Origin of the sequence: Streptomyces sp. A0592 (assembly GCF_004795115.1) — a bacterium.
Taxonomy (GTDB): Bacteria; Actinomycetota; Actinomycetes; order Streptomycetales; family Streptomycetaceae; genus Streptomyces; species Streptomyces erythrochromogenes.
Genome location: NZ_SSBM01000098.1, coordinates 1 through 1,299, shown reverse-complemented (window position 1 = coordinate 1,299; position 1,299 = coordinate 1). Strand labels below are relative to the sequence as shown.

The 1,299-nt window shown below is 70.7% G+C and carries 1 protein-coding gene; it reads right to left on the bottom strand.

Annotation, left to right across the window (positions count from 1 at the left end; translation table 11 throughout):
- Positions 1 to 1,299 (bottom strand): amino acid adenylation domain-containing protein (locus E6U81_RS39500; RefSeq protein WP_136234804.1); only part of this gene is annotated, 1,299 nt, incomplete at both ends.

The window sequence follows — 1,299 nt, the reverse complement described above, 5'->3', positions numbered from 1 at the left end:
GGTGGTGCCGATGAGGTAGGCGACGAGGCGTCCGTGGTGGACGGCTGCGGCGGCGTCGGTGATGCCGGGGAGTCGGCGGAGTGCGGTTTCGATTTCGCCGAGTTCGATGCGGTGGCCGCGGATCTTGACCTGGTGGTCGGTGCGTTCCAGGAATTCCAGTTGTCCGTCCGGGCGTTGGCGTACGCGGTCTCCGGTGCGGTACATGCGGGTGCCGGGTTCGGTGGCGTGGGGGTCGGCGAGGAAGGTGGTGGCGGTTTTGGTGGGGTTGTCGAGGTAGCCGTGGCCGACGCCGGTTCCGGCGACGTAGAGCTCGCCGGGTGTGCCGGGCGGTACGGGCTGCAGGTTGGCGTCCAGCACGTACAGGCGGGTGTTGCGGACCGCGTGCCCGATCGGTGCGCGGGAGCCGATGTCGCTGCCCGCGTGGATCACGGCGTGGGTGACGTCGTCGGAGCACTCGGTCGGCCCGTAGGCGTTCACCAGGGGGATACCGGGCTCCAGCTCACCCCACGTGGCGGCGAGATCGGCCGGCAGGGTCTCGCCCGTGACCATGAGCGAACGCAGTCCGTCCAGCGGGGGACGGGGGGTGCCCGACTGCCAGGAGTCGATGGCGGCGCGGAGGAGGGAGGGGACGACTTCGAGGATGGTGACGTGGTCGGTGGTGATGCGTCCGAAGAGTTCCTGGGGGTCGGCGGCGGTGTCGCGGTCGACGACGAGGAGGCGTCCGCCGGTGATGAGGGGGGAGAGCATCTGCCAGACGGAGATGTCGAAGGTGACGGGGGCGTTGTGGACGACGACGTCGTCCGAGGTGATGCCGAGGTCGTCGATTTTGGCGAGGAGGTGGTTGACCATGCCGGCGCGGTGGACCATGGCGCCCTTGGGGCGGCCGGTGGAGCCGGAGGTGAAGATGATGTAGGCCAGGTCGTCGCCGCCGCCGACGGGCGGGGCGGGTTCGGTGTCGTGGGTGCCGTCCCAGGTGACCACGGCCGGTGTGCTGGATGCGGCGGCCAGCAGTTCGGTGGCCGTGTTGTGGAGTCCGGGTCCGGTGTAGAGGACGTCGGGTCGGGAGTCGTCGAGGAGTGCGGCGGTGCGGGCCCGGGGGGCGCGGAGGTCGAGGGGGATCCAGGCCGCTCCGGCGCCGAGGACGGCCAGGATGCCGGTCACGAAGGGGATGCCGGGTTCGCACAGCATCGCGACGCGTGATCCGGGACGGACCCCGGCCGCGACCAGTCGGCGGCTCAGGGCCGAAGCGAGAGCGACCAGCTCACCGTACGAAACAGAACCCTGCGGATCCTGCACCGC